13 protein-coding genes are annotated in these 13,947 nt (G+C 45.9%); 7 read left to right on the top strand and 6 right to left on the bottom strand.

Translation table 11 applies throughout. From position 1 onward, the window contains the following. The first annotated feature begins 150 nt into the window (after nt 1–150). The 5 genes from QT973_RS05960 (at nt 151) to QT973_RS05940 (ending at nt 4,911) form a co-directional block, all read left to right on the top strand. Complete coding sequence (locus QT973_RS05960) at nt 151–1,518, top strand: AAA family ATPase (RefSeq protein WP_333052917.1); 1,368 nt, start codon at nt 151–153, stop codon at nt 1,516–1,518. Then, nucleotides 1,511–2,293 carry a hypothetical protein gene (locus tag QT973_RS05955; protein ID WP_333052918.1) on the top strand — a complete coding sequence of 261 codons (783 nt, stop codon included), beginning with the start codon at nt 1,511–1,513 and terminating at the stop codon, nt 2,291–2,293. Before QT973_RS05960 ends, QT973_RS05955 begins: the two co-directional genes overlap by 8 nt. Nucleotides 2,294–2,297: 4 nt before the next feature. After that, the gene (locus QT973_RS27010; RefSeq protein WP_445243116.1) at nt 2,298–2,498 is read left to right on the top strand and encodes an alpha-E domain-containing protein; all 201 of its coding nucleotides are present in this window, start codon (nt 2,298–2,300) and stop codon (nt 2,496–2,498) included. Nucleotides 2,499–2,530: 32 nt separating this feature from the next. Continuing rightward, a complete protein-coding gene (locus tag QT973_RS05945; protein ID WP_333390888.1) occupies nt 2,531–4,144 on the top strand; it encodes a family 10 glycosylhydrolase in 1,614 nt (537 codons plus the stop codon). 185 nt (nt 4,145–4,329) lie between these two features. Beyond that, complete coding sequence (locus QT973_RS05940) at nt 4,330–4,911, top strand: Uma2 family endonuclease (protein ID WP_333208654.1); 582 nt, start codon at nt 4,330–4,332, stop codon at nt 4,909–4,911. A gap of 284 nt (nt 4,912–5,195) precedes the next feature. Here QT973_RS05940 and argF read toward each other — a convergent pair whose 3' ends face one another. The 3 genes from argF to dusB form a co-directional block, all read right to left on the bottom strand. Then, nucleotides 5,196–6,116 (bottom strand): ornithine carbamoyltransferase, encoded by a 921-nt coding sequence (gene argF / locus QT973_RS05935; RefSeq protein ID WP_333052921.1) that lies wholly within the window; start codon nt 6,114–6,116, stop codon nt 5,196–5,198. 84 nt (nt 6,117–6,200) lie between these two features. Next, nucleotides 6,201–7,367 (bottom strand): RNA-guided endonuclease TnpB family protein, encoded by a 1,167-nt coding sequence (locus QT973_RS05930; RefSeq protein ID WP_333208655.1) that lies wholly within the window; start codon nt 7,365–7,367, stop codon nt 6,201–6,203. A gap of 312 nt (nt 7,368–7,679) precedes the next feature. Then, complete coding sequence (gene dusB, locus QT973_RS05925; protein WP_333057150.1) at nt 7,680–8,693, bottom strand: tRNA dihydrouridine synthase DusB; 1,014 nt, start codon at nt 8,691–8,693, stop codon at nt 7,680–7,682. A gap of 463 nt (nt 8,694–9,156) precedes the next feature. Between dusB and QT973_RS05920 the strand changes: the two genes are divergently transcribed. Beyond that, nucleotides 9,157–10,749 (top strand): glucose-6-phosphate isomerase, encoded by a 1,593-nt coding sequence (locus tag QT973_RS05920; RefSeq protein WP_333057148.1) that lies wholly within the window; start codon nt 9,157–9,159, stop codon nt 10,747–10,749. 63 nt (nt 10,750–10,812) lie between these two features. Next, entirely contained in the window at nt 10,813–11,553 is a 741-nt protein-coding gene (locus QT973_RS05915; protein WP_333057147.1) for a response regulator transcription factor, read from the top strand. 10 nt (nt 11,554–11,563) lie between these two features. Here QT973_RS05915 and QT973_RS05910 read toward each other — a convergent pair whose 3' ends face one another. The 3 genes from QT973_RS05910 to murB form a co-directional block, all read right to left on the bottom strand. Then, nucleotides 11,564–12,055 (bottom strand): low molecular weight protein-tyrosine-phosphatase, encoded by a 492-nt coding sequence (locus QT973_RS05910; RefSeq protein WP_333057146.1) that lies wholly within the window; start codon nt 12,053–12,055, stop codon nt 11,564–11,566. 167 nt (nt 12,056–12,222) lie between these two features. Then, a complete protein-coding gene (locus QT973_RS05905; RefSeq protein WP_015178392.1) occupies nt 12,223–12,573 on the bottom strand; it encodes a YbaB/EbfC family nucleoid-associated protein in 351 nt (116 codons plus the stop codon). A 412-nt stretch (nt 12,574–12,985) separates the two neighbouring features. Continuing rightward, nucleotides 12,986–13,942, bottom strand: a complete 957-nt coding sequence (gene murB / locus QT973_RS05900) for a UDP-N-acetylmuramate dehydrogenase (protein WP_333057143.1) — start codon at nt 13,940–13,942, stop codon at nt 12,986–12,988. Between the last annotated feature and the right edge of the window lie 5 nt (nt 13,943–13,947).

Raw genomic sequence — 13,947 nt, 5'->3', positions numbered from 1 at the left:
CCGATGTGCAAAAATGTCAAGCGCCCTAGAAAATATATAACTTATCCAAAAGTATGTTGACTGTTCATATAGCTAGATCGGGAGGTAGCTAACGATGACACAAACTGAAACCAAGCGTTATGATTTTACTTAAGTATCTAGGCCTAAATCATGACAACTATCAACTGGAATGAAGTTTTAGATAGTATTTCAGAGAATGCAGAAGAGCCAGAAGTCGAAGATCGATTTGTCAAACGCCTTCTAAATGCACTTGGATTCACATCTGATGAGTGGGTACAACAGTTTAAAACAGGGAAGGGTCAGGCTGATTTTGCTGCTCGCAAGAATCACGATGAGGATAAATTTTCAGTTTCTAAGATTAACCCATACTTAATCATTGAAGTTAAAGGGAGAGTATCAGGAAAGTCAATCAATAACTTAGCAGAAGGTACTCCCACGTACAAAAAAACTAAAGAACAGATAACACGTTATCTTCTTGATCCTAAGTGCCAAACATCTCAATGGGGTATGATCACTAACTCAACAGATATCCAGCTATTCCGTAAACATGGTAAAATCGTATTGCCTGCTACTGACTGCATGAGGATAACCAAAGATAATATCATTGAGATTATTACTAGACTTAAGAAATTGCTGGAAAATCCACCCCAAGCTTTAACAATTTGCATCTATAATGATAAGGGAGGCGTGGGAAAAACTACAACGACAATCAACTTGGCTGCGATTCTTCGACTACAGCAGAAAAAAGTGCTTGTTGTTGACTTCGATCCACAACAAGGAGATTTAACAGATTCATTAGGCTTACAGGAGGGAAAAGTCAAATTATCGGATTGTCTGGTTGATGAATCATTGAATGTTAAAGAAACTATTCAACCATTTTATCTAAAGAATAAAGCTGGTCAATTAGTTAAGATGTTTGATGTAATCCCATCTGATTCAGGGTTATCTAAGTTCATGACTTATGAGTATGAAGCAAAAATTGAGAAAAGTTCAGCAAGGCTACGAGATTTACTTGATATTTTTGTTCGTAATTATGATTACATCTTAATTGATGCACCTACGAACTGGACTTTTTTTAGTAAAAGCTGTGTAATAGCTTCTGATGTAATCCTCATGCCAACAGAACACAATAACTTTTCATCTTTAAAAAATGCTGCTAAAGTGATTAAAGTATTCTTACCTGAAGTTAAGAAGCTTAGGAAGGACGGTGGCCCTATTGCCTTGCCGATATTTTTCAATAAACATAAAGAAACAGAGGCTTCACTCAAAAGAGCCAATGCAGAAATTAAAGCAATTCTTACAGTTAAGAAAGGAGATAATTATCTTATAGATACTAATTTGTTACCCTATTATTGGCCTAAATCTACAAAAACGGTGATTGACCCAACTATATTCTGTATTCCAGAATATGAAGTTGTTTCTACTGCAGCTTTTTCTCGAAAACCAGCGGTTTTTCAACACAAAAAAGCCGCTGAATATTACTTAAAATTAGCGAAGGAGTATTTTTTGTATGAGTAATTCTGAGAACATCGGTAAGTTAATGCACTTGAAGTTATCTAAAATTGAGTCAGCAGAACCCTGCTCTGAGTCAGAGTTTATCATTGCTGGAGCCGCCGAAGCCGTCTTACAAGCAGGTAATCGCAATTGGATTCCGATTATCGTTAAAGAAACAGGCGACTATCAGTATCAAGTTGTGAGCAATCACTTTGTCTATGCTGTAGCTCAACAAGCCAAATTAGATTTAGTATGGTGTATTGTCATTGACCCAAAACCATCAAATATTGAACAAGCGAAGATTCTAGCGCGAGAAGCAAATCCCACAGTCAATCTGAGTACAGCATCAAAAGATACTATTATAGCTGCACTTGAATACTTAGTTAAAGAACAGAAGTGGAAGAATGTAAAACCAGTTGAAGCTGCCAATAAAATTTTAGCTTCTAACCGGGAGCAATGGTCAGATTTTATCCCTCTGACTAAGCTACCATGTGGTTTGAGTAAGGCGAGATTAGATTGTATTACTAAAGTGTTTTCTATATCGCCACCACCACCACCACCGCCACCTCCTGAAGCGGTTAGTGTGAAACGTGCATCAAGAGATGAAATTTTCGATCGCCTCAATTACTTATCAACTAATAAAATAGGCGGCTTTGAAAATATTGATGCCGAAAAAACAGCAGATGCTATTTTCAACGCAAATAAAGGCAAGTGGAAAAGCCTAACTCCAATTGCCAAACTTGAACCCGGCCTTGATACAGCCAAAATGAAAATCATTAAAACCCTATTTAGCCTGTAAAACTATGTTAAGTGGTGTAGCGGATTCAATTTACGGGCTCAACCGCTATATTGAAAGATCGGAAAATATCGCGCATTTTGCCAAGGTCAATTTTAATCTCATTCTCGACTCTCCCAGCGGTATTACTCAACTATTTACCGATCGACCCAATGAATGTACCCTTGTGCGAAAATGTCAAGCGGACGCTCAAACCAAAAGTCCGTAAAGGACTGTTAAACGCTCTCTCACACATTTCTGATGCGAAATACCAAAACATTCTTTTTGTCAAGCTTGTTCCTGATTGGCTTAACAATTAGTTTTCTGCTGACTCCTGGTTGGTTATCAAACTGGTTCCCAAACCGCGCGATCGCAACTATGCCCCCACAAACCCAAACCGCCGAATTTCGCGCCTTCTGGGTGGACGCCTTCAACCCCGGCTTCAAAACCCCTCAAGAAGTCACAAAATTGATCGCAGACGCGCAGCGGGCAAATGCCAACGCGATCGTCGCCCAAGTCCGCCGCCGTGGCGATGCTTTTTACACGAGTGCGATCGAACCCCGCACCCTCGATCCCAACGTTCCGGCGGGTTTCGATCCCCTGCAAGATTTGATTGACAAAGCCCACGCCGCAGGCATTGAAGTACACGCTTGGATGGTGACGCTGCCGGTGGTTTCGGGCACCAAACTTCCCGCCGGTCACGTTTGGCAACAACACGGGCCTTCTGCCCCCGGCAGCGACAATTGGGCGATGCTGACTTACGGTGGGCAAGCCCAAGGCTATCTCGATCCCGGCCATCCAGACGCCGTAGATTATACTGTTTCCGTCTATTTGGACTTGCTGAAGCGCTACGATGTGGACGGCGTACAGTTGGATTATGTGCGCTACGGCGGGCCGACTTGGGGCTACAATCCGACTGCGATCGCCCGTTTCAATCAGCAAACAGGTCGATCGGGCAAACCCGCACCCACCGATCCCGCCTGGATGCAGTGGCGGCGAGATCAGGTGACGAATTTAGTGCGGAAGCTTTATGTAGAAAGCCTTGCGATTAAACCGCGCGTTAAAATTACCGCCGCCACGATCGCCTGGGGAGACGGCCCGAAAAACGATGCAGGGTGGTATCAAACACAGCCTTACAAAGAAGTATTGCAGGATTGGCGCGCTTGGCTGGAAGAAGGGATTGTAGACATGGCGATGCCGATGACTTACCAGCGCGAGTACAAACGATCGCAAAAACTCGCTTATGACAACTGGATCGAGTACGCCAAAGACCACCAGTATAACCGCCAAATTGCGATCGGCCCCGGCAATTACCTCAACTACATCGAAGACACTCTAGCGCAGGTACGCCGCGCCGAAGGGCCTTCTGCGAAAGGGAATAACCTAGCGGGTACGGTGCTGTATTCCTACGCTAGCAGCAACGTCTACACGAATGTGGAACTGCGATCGGGCGGTAGCGGTGATTTGCCCCGCCAGCCTTGGAAATACGTTCTTCAAAGCAATGATTGGTTTTATACCGCGCTCTCGCAGCCGAGTCAATACGTTGACGGCGCGACGGGTAAAACTGTTGAAACTCAGCCTGTGTGGACGACTGCGGTGGGGATTCCCGATATGCCTTGGAAGTCGCGGCCGACTACAGGTGCGATCGCCGGAAATTTGCAGCGCTGCGCTCAAACTTGCGACGGTGCGAGCTTGACATTGCAGTCGATCGATGCTGGCAAGGTGCGTCAACTGCGCGCCGATGGTAAAGGATGGTTTGGGGCGATCGAGCTTTCTCCGGGAACTTATCAGTTGAAAGTTGACGGAAGTCAAATTCAACAAACAGTTAATGTTGTCGCCGGTGACGTAACAAAAATCAATCTCGGAGCATCTTAACTGCTTTACTCGTTACCAGGCTCTGCCTGGTAACGCAGATCCGGAGGCTGTGCCTCCAATTTCCATAAAAGCTTGCGAGGCAGAGCCTCTAGATATCGGTTCCCAGGCTCTGCCTGGGAACCAGTTAATATCATAAGCTAAAATAAAATCATTCCACATCAAATTATAAATTTATCAATCGAGATATGCTAACAACAGAAGCTGCTTTCACGCTCCGTAAATGGACAGTTAAAGAGTATCACAAGCTGGGAGAGATGGGATTTTTTCACCCAGAGGAACGAGTCGAACTACTTTCAGGAAATATCATCAAAATGAGTGCAAAAGGAACTGCTCACACCTCCGCTTTAGGGCGTACAGATAGCTTGCTGCAATACCTTTTTAGAAATCTTGCCTGGGTACGTATGCAAGATCCGATCGCCCTTGATGACAATTCTGAACCCGAACCAGATATTGCCGTAGTCAGAATCGATCCTTTTGACTATGCGACTCACCATCCGACGCCCTCAGAGGTATATCTAATTATCGAAGTGGCAGACAGCAGCTTAACTTTCGATCGCGAAATTAAAGCCAAAGCTTACGCGCGATCGGGAATTGCCGATTATTGGGTATTAAATGTGGGCGATCGACAACTGCACGTTTTTCGAGAACCTACAGAAAATGGGTATCAAAGCGAATTAATTCTGGGAGAAAGCGCGATCGTTTCACCGCTGGAATTTCCTACTTTTAATATCGCAATTCAGGCAATGTTGCCACCAATTATGCCATAGGTGCGCGCTGCGAACTTAATAATTTTTATTAACCGCAGAGGGCGCAGAGGGCGCAGAGAGAGAAGAGAGAGAGGCAAGTATTTAATCTGTTTGTAAAACCGCCAACTATTTTGAATTCATCGGCAATTTTATTCGCCTAAAAAATCGATACAATAAATCTAATAGTCGCAGTCGGTTAAAACCGACTTAAGCTTTGAGCCAGGGGTTTAAACCCCTGGCGGACTGGCGAAATGGCGACATATTTACTGACAACATCTTTAAGGACTGAAGTCGTTACTACAAACCTAATCGCTTTCCAGAATGCTTGCGAGCAAAGCTTGCTGAGCGTGCATCCGATTTTCTGCCTGATCCCAAACGCGCGATTGACTGCCTTCTATCACTGCATCGGTAATCTCTTCATCCCGGTGTGCGGGCAAACAGTGCAATACAATTGCATTCTTATCGGCTAACTTCAGCAATTGTTCATTTACCTGATAGGGTTCAAACAAAGGAATTCTGATTTTTGCTTCCTCTTCCTGTCCCATACTCGCCCAAACATCAGTATAAATCACTTGAGCATTCTTCACAGCAGCTTCTGCGTCCGTCGTCACCGTAACTTCGGTTTTTCCCTGAGCAATATTCTTAGCTTTTTCCACTATCTCAGCATTGGGCCCGAAATCTTGAGGGCAAGCAATTCTTACATTCATTCCCGTCATTGCACAGCCCAACATCAGCGAATTAGCCATATTATTGCCATCGCCCAAATAAGTCAGGGTCAATCCTTCTAGCTTGCCAAAACACTCTTTTACTGTCATTAAATCCGCCAGAACTTGACATGGGTGTTCGTCATCTGTCAACGCATTAATCACAGGAATTTTCGCATAATTAGCAAAAGTTGCTAAGTCCTTTTGCTCGAACGTCCGAATCGCCAAAATGTCTAAATATCTGTCTAAAACCCTGGCTGTATCTACCAAAGGTTCCCCGCGGCTGACTTGTGTAACGTTGGGATTGAGGTCAATCACTTGCCCTCCCAATTTATACATTGCTACCGTAAAACTTACCCGCGTTCGCGTTGAAGCTTTGGAAAATAACAAGCCGAGAACTTTATTGCGTTTCAGCTTGACCATTCCCGATTTTAAACTGGCTGCTAGATCCAGCAAATAATTTAATTCGTCAATGCTTAAATCTGCCAGACTTAATAAATCTCGCCCTTTTAAGGAATCCATGCTTTCCCCCACACACAAATTTTTAACTTTGTCGTGAACTACCAGACGCTGACCACTTAAGTGGTACAGCGCTGGCTTCCTGATTCAACGGGGCGGGGCGTCCAACAAAACCGAAGTTTTACCAGATCGACTTACATCCCCTCCACAGGCAGAAGCGCTAGTTCCTAACGCCAAAATCCGCAAGGCTTCATTTCTAATATTGGTTGCCGCGTTTACGTCACGATCGTGGTGAGTACCACAATGCTGACAACTCCATGCTCTAATATCAAGAGTGAGATTCTCAACTCGATTTAGACATACATGGCAAGTTTTAGAACTAGGAAACCATCTATCGATTTCGACATATTGCTTTCCTTCGCTCTGGGACTTGTACTTGAGCATGGTACAAAACATACCCCAGCCAGCATCACTAATAGCTTTGGCTAGATTATGATTCTTTACCATGCCTTTGATGTTGAGATTTTCCACTGCAATAACTTGGTTTTCGTTAACTATCTTGCGGGATAGCTTCTGTAGAAAATCTTCACGGCATCGGGCAATTTTGGAGTGAACTTTTGCCACAGCCAATCTTGCCTTTTTCCGGTTCTGACTGCCTTTCTTTTTGCGAGCAAGCTTTTGCTGCTTACGTTTTAGGTTCCGCTGACGTTTAACAAAATGCTTGGGATTGCCAAACTTAGAACCATCACTGGTAATCGCAAAATGAGTCAACCCGACATCAATGCCAATAGCTTTACCTGCTGGGACGGATTCAGGCTTTTCTTTCCCGTCGTCAGTCAAAACAGAAATAAAGTGTTTGCCGTCTGGGTTACGAGACACGGTAACGGTCTTGATGTCGCCCTCGAAATCACGGTGTCGCCGACAGAAAACTAAACCAATTTTAGGTAAATTGATATAGTCACCGTCAAATTTGACATTTTGAGGATAACTGATCGACTGCCTGTCGTGCTTGGCTTTGAATTTGGGTGGCATCGCCCTCTTGTCAAAGAAGTTTTTGTAGGCAGTAGATAAATTCAATGCAACGACCTGCAAGCATTGAGAATAGGGTTCTTTCAACCATTCGTATTCTTTCTTGAGTGCAGGGAGCAAACCTTGTATGTATGCTCTCGATAGTCCTTTCCCGGTATTCTTGTAAGTTTCTTGACACAGATTCAAAGCATAATTCCAGAACCATCTCGCACAGCCAAAAGACTTTGCCAGCAAGACATCTTGCTCATCTGTGGGATAAATTCTGTACTTGTAAGCTTTATACATTTATCAGGAGTGCAGAATACCGGTAAAAATATCATAGTGCACAAAAACGATATTGATTCGCTGTCGCTCAATTTATTTTCTGACTCATTTTCATCCCGACGCTCACCTTCGGTAGAGCGCGGGACTTCCCATTCGCATTAGTTAAATCTTAGCCCGCAGAGGTGGGTTTTGTTTATTTCAGCTTGCACCATTTTCAAGAACAGGCAAGATGCCTGTTCCACAAAGATTAGATTTTAGTGTGGGGAGTAGGGGTTGGGCATCCTGCCCGCCCGTGAAAGGCTTATTAAAAATGGTGCAATATCTAAGTTTATTTCAACTTGCGGGCAATTGATCGATCGCGCGATCGATCGAATCGCAACCTTGTTCAACCGTTTCTACCACAGCCAACACGCCCCGCAATTCCCCAGCGCCGGGGAAACCCTTAGCATACCAGGTTAAGTGCTTGCGCGCTTGGCAGACACCGCTTTCACCTTTATATTCCCACAAAGCCCGCAAATGTTCCTTAGCACATTCGAGGCGTTCAATTGGTGTCGGAGGTATCTTTTCCACACCAGTTTTCAAGAAATAATCAACTTCTCCCACCAAAAAAGGATAGCCCAAAGTTCCCCGCGAACACATCACTCCATCGGCGCCGGTTTCTTCCAGACATCGCATCGCTGCTTCCACTGAAAAAATATCCCCGTTAGCAATAACTGGAATCGATAAAACTTCTTTCACTCGGCGAATCCACTCCCATTTTGCCGGGCCGGTGTAACCTTGCGATCGAGTGCGGCCGTGCACGGTAATCATTTTTGCACCCGCATCTTCCATCCGCTTCGCAAATTCCAAAATATTAATTTCTTTGTCAGTCCAACCAATCCTAGTTTTAACCGTGACAGGAACATCTACCGCTTCCACAACTGCCCGCACAATTGCCTCGGCTGTTTCCGGATCTCGCAGCAGGGAAGAACCGCCGCCGTTTTTAGTAATTTTGTTAACCGGACAGCCCATATTAATATCAACAGTATCCGCTCCTTCTGCCACTGCTTTCTGGGCCGCTTCTGCCAAGAAATCCGGCCGGCAGTCAAACAATTGAATGCTAATCGGGCGCTCGTTCGGGTCAACTTCCATAATTCTCGGCAGTTGCTTCACGTAGTGCAAACCCGTAGCGTTCACCATTTCCGTGTACATCATCGAATCCGGCGCGTAGCGGCGCACCAGGCGGCGAAATACCAAATCGGTAACGCCGGATAATGGCGATTGCAAGACGCGGCTTTTAACTTCAAAATCGCCGATTTTGAGCGGAGTTGCTAACCTTTCTTTTAATTCGGGAGATAGAGCAAGCATAGTCGATCGCACTTTAATTCTAATATCTGTATATTATACTACACTTCCGATAGTTGACAGTTGTTAATTATATTTTTAGCCGATTATTGAGTGACAGCTAAAAGTATATTTAACCTGACCGCAATACCTATTTTACAGAACCCGATCGCCCGAATTTGAACATTGTGAAACCATGACTCAAACGCCAACGCCGACCACAGTTAAATTTCTGTGCCGCTTCCATCTATCTATGGGGTGTGACCATTAATGAGATATCTACCTACTAAGACTGTTGCCCAAGTCATATTTTTATTGTTTAATTCTGCCGAATGCTCTGACTGCCTTCGGCTCCGGCTGCCTTCAGACGATTAATGCTTAAATTTATTGGGATTCTGCAAAAGCCGTACATCAGATCGTTTTAAACTACAATTGGTTGATTCCTGACGACGCCGATCGAACATTAAAAAAATTGTAGAGAATTCCTATGGACGCCGCAGCACTCTGGCAACGCTATCAAGACTGGCTTTACTATCACGAGGGATTGGGACTTTACCTCGATATCAGCCGCATGGGATTCGACGACGCTTTCGCAGCAGCACTGAAGCCCAAATTTGACAAAGCTTTCAAAGACATGGCAGCTTTAGAAGCAGGTGCGATCGCCAATCCCGACGAACACCGCATGGTGGGCCACTACTGGCTGCGAAACCCCGATTTAGCTCCCACTCCAGAATTAAAACAAGAAATAGTCGAAGGAATATCACAAGTCGAAGCATTTGTCAAGAAAGTTCAAAACCGCGATATTAAACCGCCCTTTGCTCCGCAATTTACCGACATAATTTCGATCGGCATCGGCGGCTCGGCCCTCGGCCCCCAATTTGTCGCCGAAGCTTTATCCCCAGACATTCCGCCCCTAGCAATACATTTTATCGACAACACAGATCCGGCTGGGATCGATCGAGTCCTCAACAAAATCAAAGACAAACTCGCCAGCACCCTAGTAATTACTATCTCCAAATCCGGCGGCACCCCCGAACCGCGCAACGGGATGATCGAAGTTCAAAAAGTCTTCGCAGCCGAAAAACTCGATTTTGCCAAACAAGCAATTGCCATCACCGGAGTTGACAGCCAACTCGACAAATTAGCCAAATCCGAAGGCTGGATTACCACTTTTCCAATGGCAGATTGGGTGGGAGGACGCACTTCCGAATTGTCAGCAGTCGGACTTTTGCCCGCAGCTTTGCAAGGCATCGACATTCGGGCGATGCTCGACGGCGCTAAAGTCATGGACGAAGCTACCAGAACCACCGAAATCAAACATAATCCCGCCGCCTTGTTAGCAATGTCCTGGTATTTTGCTGGCAACGGACGTGGCGAAAAAGATATGGTAGTTTTGCCGTATAAAGATTCACTGCTATTGTTCAGCCGCTACTTGCAGCAATTAGTCATGGAATCGATCGGCAAACAGGAAGATTTAGACGGCAACACAGTTCATCAAGGAATCGCAGTTTACGGCAACAAAGGCACCACAGACCAACACGCCTACGTCCAGCAACTGCGAGACGGCGTGCCGAATTTCTTCCTAACATTTATCGAAGTTTTGCAAGACAGGCAAGGCATTTCCCCAGAAGTAGAAACCGGCGTCACTTCAGGAGATTATTTGTCGGGTTTGTTGCAGGGAACTCGACAAGCTTTGTACGAAAATCACCGAGATTCCATTACTGTCACAATTCCCCAAGTCAACCCGGAGACAGTAGGAGCATTAATCGCCCTCTACGAAAGAGCAGTAGGTTTTTACGGTTCCTTGGTGAATGTCAATGCCTATCACCAGCCAGGGGTTGAAGCAGGCAAAAAAGCGGCCGCTGCTGTATTGGATTTGCAGCAACGGGTACTGCAAGTGCTCAAAGACGCCCAAAAACCTCTGTCTGTAGCAGAAATAGCCAAAAAAGCAGGGAAACCAGAGCAAATCGAGACAATTTATAAAACTCTGCGACATTTGGCAGCCAACGGGCGCGGCGTAGCTTTGGAGGGCAAATTAGGACAACCGGCTACTTTAACTGCAAGCTATCAAGAGAATTAAACAGTAGAATTAAACATTAAAAGTGACTAATTTCACTTTTAATGTTTAATTTTTAATTCCCCCATGCCATTAACGATTCTGGTTGCTGACGACGATTTCGCGACTCGCTTGTCGATTACCGATTATCTAGAAATTACCGGATACTCTGTAATCGCTGCTGAGAACGGCAAAGAAGCTTTAGGCTTGGTAGATGAATTTGGGCCCCACTTGATTGTTACCGACATTACAATGCCCGAAATGGATGGCTACGAATTTGTACGGCGAGTTCGGACTCGTCCCGCTTTCCGCTTGCTGCCGGTGATTTTTTTGACCGAACGCACGAGCACGGAGGAACGGATTCGCGGCTATCAGATGGGGTGTGACAATTATCTGGCTAAGCCTTTTGAACTCCAAGAATTGGGGGCGGTAATTCGCTCTTTGCTCGATCGCTACGCTCTAATCGCTCAGGCCCCCTCTCGTTCCCCGGAACCCGAACCAATGCCAACAGAGGCACGCAGCAGAGCCAATGACAAGCCAGAAGCAGATTTTTTAACTCAAAAGTCAAACACAGGCGATTCCCTACGAGATAGCTCCGCTTCACGGGCATCTCCCAGCCAAAATGCTCCGACTTTGACTCAGCGAGAGCGACAAGTGCTAGATTTGCTGACAGAAGGTCTTTCTAATATTCAAATAGGCTCCACACTCCACCTCAGCCCTCGAACTGTCGAAAAGCACGTCAGCAGCTTGTTCAGAAAAACTGACAGCAACAACCGTGCAGAACTCGTTCGCTTTGCGATGGAACACCATTTAGTCGGTAATTGGTAATTGGTAACTGTTAATTGGTAATTGTTAATTTTTCCTGATTGATAACGTACTCCAACAAACCCTCGGCAGCATCGTGCAGCAAATCAATTACTCGATCGAATCCCTCCGGGCCACCGTAGTAAGGATCTGGCACTTCTTTAAGGTCGTATTTCTGGCAAAAATCGCACATCAGTCGCACTTTATCTTTATACTTTCCAGCCGCATCCAAGGCAAGAATATTGCGATAATTGTCCCGATCCATAGCCAGAATCAAATCAAAATTTTCAAAATCTTTCCTGGTAAATTGGCGGGCTTCGCCTAGCAATTCAATGTCTCGCTTCTTCGCCGCCAATGCCATCCGCCTGTCAGGGGGGCTGCCAATGTGATAGCTAGCAGTTCCAGCCGAATCGCAGGTGATGCGATCGCTCAAACCAGCTTGTTCGATTAAGTGATTCATAATATTTTCTGCTGAGGGCGATCGGCAGATATTTCCGAGGCATACAAACAATAATTTATAAGACATTTAATTGATAATTAGTAATTGGTAATTTTTAATGGGAAGGGAAGAAAGAAAATTTTTACTTTCCCCTTTTTCCCAACGTTTTGTGCTTCAGAGAAATCAATCAGTCATTAGCTATAGATTTGTTTTTAAACACAGATAGCTAACAACTAATGACTGATGACTAATGACTAACCGAAACCGGGGAGATTTAGTCCCCCGGTGAGTTCTTCCATTTTCTCCCGCATCGTCATCGTAGACTTAGCGTAAGCATCCTGCATCGCCACCGTGACGAGTTCAGAAACCACCTCAGCACCTTCACCGAGGGCATCCGGTGAGATTTCCACGCGGCGGGGTTCTTGGTTGCCGCTGAGAAAAACCTTGACCAAGCCACCGCCGGCAGTTCCCTCAATTTCCATGACATCCAACTCTTCTTGGAGCTTTTTAGCTCCTTCTTGAACCTGCTGAGCTTTTTTGAAAGCTTCAGTCAGTTCTTTCATTTTGCCCAGGCCGAAGCCAAATCCTTGTCCTGATTTTGTCATCAAAATTCCTCTGGTCTGAAACCCCGTCCTTACAGGACGGCTTTACATTTAATTTTAATCCCCTTGCGGGGTAGGGGGGTAGTTGCCCCCCGTGAGGATATGGTTGTCCTCAATCTCCCATTTCTGGGGTAAAGTTAGCTTTGCCAATGTTTTCTGAGCTTGCGCGGGCTAGGAGCACTGTTCCTGTTACCTTAGAACTGTTTAACTACTAGCGACAGAGCAGGGAACTAGCTTCGCATTCGCCCGGTGTCGTGACTCAAAAAACGTAGTCAGTTAAGACTTAGGCGGGTCAAGATGGCTTGTTAGATTTCTCTTTCAAGCCTCATGCCGTCAGGGCTGAGGTTCTTGACAACTACTTTGTGATGGTGTGTGGGCTGGCAGTCTGCCGTTTCCGTATTACTTCAATGATGCCTTAGAAGGGAAACTCTCCCAGTATTCTAACTTCTGGCTCCAACAACAGCGACCACCGCTGCTCGACTTGCTGTTGAACGTGGCGGATCACTTGAAAAATATCATTGGCCGTTGCCGACCCGCAGTTAAGAATAAAATTAGCATGGCGCTGAGCTACTTGTGCACCGCCGATCTGATATCCCTTCAGTCCCGCTTGTTCGATGAACCAACCTGCCGTCTTGGGGCCAGGGTTACGGAAGACTGAGCCACAGCTCGGTAAGTGGTAAGGTTGAGTTGTCCGCCGCTGGCTGAAATGGTCATTAGTTTCTGCCATTACTTGCGATCGGTCGAATCCCGGCTGTAACTGAAAAGTCGCTTCTGTTACTAGCCGATCGCCCCCTTGCAGCACCGAAGTCCGGTAGCGGTACTCCAACTCTTGGGGAGTCAGAATTTCCACCTTACCACCGGGGGATAGGACGCGAGCATTGACTAGAATATCAGCAGTACAGCCTCTGTGAGCGCCTGCATTCATCACCACAGCCCCTCCCACCGTACCCGGTATGCCGACTGCCCATTCTAGACCTTTCCAGCCCCGTTTAGCCGCCAACCAAGCAAGGCGGGGAATTGACTCCCCCGCCCCCGCCGTAACTTGACCTGTTTCTGGGTTAAAATTCACCTGTTTGAGGTAGCGAGTGCCGACGACCAAACCGGACAAACCCCGATCGCTCACCAACAAATTAGAACCCGCACCCAGCAGAGTCACCGGCACCCCTTCATCGTGTGCCCAGGCAAAACTCGCTTGCAAAGCCTCCATACTGCGGGGAGCAACGTACCACTCGGCGGGGCCACCGACTCGGAAGGAAGTCAGGCCCGCCAGCGAAACTTGGGAGTTAATCTTGCAATCAGTTCCCCGCAAAGAAATAGGAGAATACACTCGCCGATTGTCCTTAACAGAGGAGTCATTCGAGATAGTCACCATCTTGA

The organism is Microcoleus sp. Z1_A1 (genome assembly GCF_036700305.1).
GTDB lineage: Bacteria > Cyanobacteriota > Cyanobacteriia > Cyanobacteriales > Microcoleaceae > Microcoleus.
This window is presented reverse-complemented; position numbering and strand designations above follow the sequence as displayed.

Excerpts from the sequence above, each read along its gene's own strand:
- QT973_RS05960 (WP_333052917.1), top strand. The coding sequence starts at position 151 with ATGACAACTATCAACTGGAATGAAGTTTTAGATAGTATTTCAGAGAAT.
- QT973_RS05955 (WP_333052918.1), top strand. The coding sequence starts at position 1,511 with ATGAGTAATTCTGAGAACATCGGTAAGTTAATGCACTTGAAGTTATCT.
- QT973_RS27010 (WP_445243116.1), top strand. The coding sequence starts at position 2,298 with ATGTTAAGTGGTGTAGCGGATTCAATTTACGGGCTCAACCGCTATATT.
- QT973_RS05945 (WP_333390888.1), top strand. The coding sequence starts at position 2,531 with ATGCGAAATACCAAAACATTCTTTTTGTCAAGCTTGTTCCTGATTGGC.
- QT973_RS05940 (WP_333208654.1), top strand. The coding sequence starts at position 4,330 with ATGCTAACAACAGAAGCTGCTTTCACGCTCCGTAAATGGACAGTTAAA.
- argF (WP_333052921.1), bottom strand. The coding sequence starts at position 6,116 with ATGGATTCCTTAAAAGGGCGAGATTTATTAAGTCTGGCAGATTTAAGC.
- QT973_RS05930 (WP_333208655.1), bottom strand. The coding sequence starts at position 7,367 with ATGTATAAAGCTTACAAGTACAGAATTTATCCCACAGATGAGCAAGAT.
- dusB (WP_333057150.1), bottom strand. The coding sequence starts at position 8,693 with ATGCTTGCTCTATCTCCCGAATTAAAAGAAAGGTTAGCAACTCCGCTC.
- QT973_RS05920 (WP_333057148.1), top strand. The coding sequence starts at position 9,157 with ATGGACGCCGCAGCACTCTGGCAACGCTATCAAGACTGGCTTTACTAT.
- QT973_RS05915 (WP_333057147.1), top strand. The coding sequence starts at position 10,813 with ATGCCATTAACGATTCTGGTTGCTGACGACGATTTCGCGACTCGCTTG.
- QT973_RS05910 (WP_333057146.1), bottom strand. The coding sequence starts at position 12,055 with ATGTCTTATAAATTATTGTTTGTATGCCTCGGAAATATCTGCCGATCG.
- QT973_RS05905 (WP_015178392.1), bottom strand. The coding sequence starts at position 12,573 with ATGACAAAATCAGGACAAGGATTTGGCTTCGGCCTGGGCAAAATGAAA.
- murB (WP_333057143.1), bottom strand. The coding sequence starts at position 13,942 with ATGGTGACTATCTCGAATGACTCCTCTGTTAAGGACAATCGGCGAGTG.